Raw genomic sequence first — 236 nt, 5'->3', positions numbered from 1 at the left:
CCATCACAGGGAAACATTACGCGGATCCGGAACTGCTTGAGATCAACACACTGGAGAATGCCATCTACATGTCGATGAAGAATGATGTATCCTTTCTGATCGACGGCAGGCTGTCACTGTATGAACATCAGTCCACGAAGAACCCGAATCTCCTGCTGCGGTTTCTGCTTTATATTTCGCATCTGTATTCCAGGATGACTGTGAAAGAGAACCTGTACGGAGAGACGATCATACAG

General features: G+C 47.0%; 1 pseudogene. It reads left to right on the top strand.

What is annotated here, in order from left to right:
* Positions 1–236 (top strand): annotated as a pseudogene (locus tag H6A20_RS13325) (hypothetical protein); the annotation flags it as partial.

This window comes from Mordavella massiliensis (genome assembly GCF_016901695.1).
Lineage (GTDB): Bacteria > Bacillota > Clostridia > Lachnospirales > Lachnospiraceae > Claveliimonas > Claveliimonas massiliensis_A.
The sequence above is the reverse complement of the archived record's forward strand: the minus strand, read 5'-3'. Positions and strand labels throughout refer to the sequence as shown.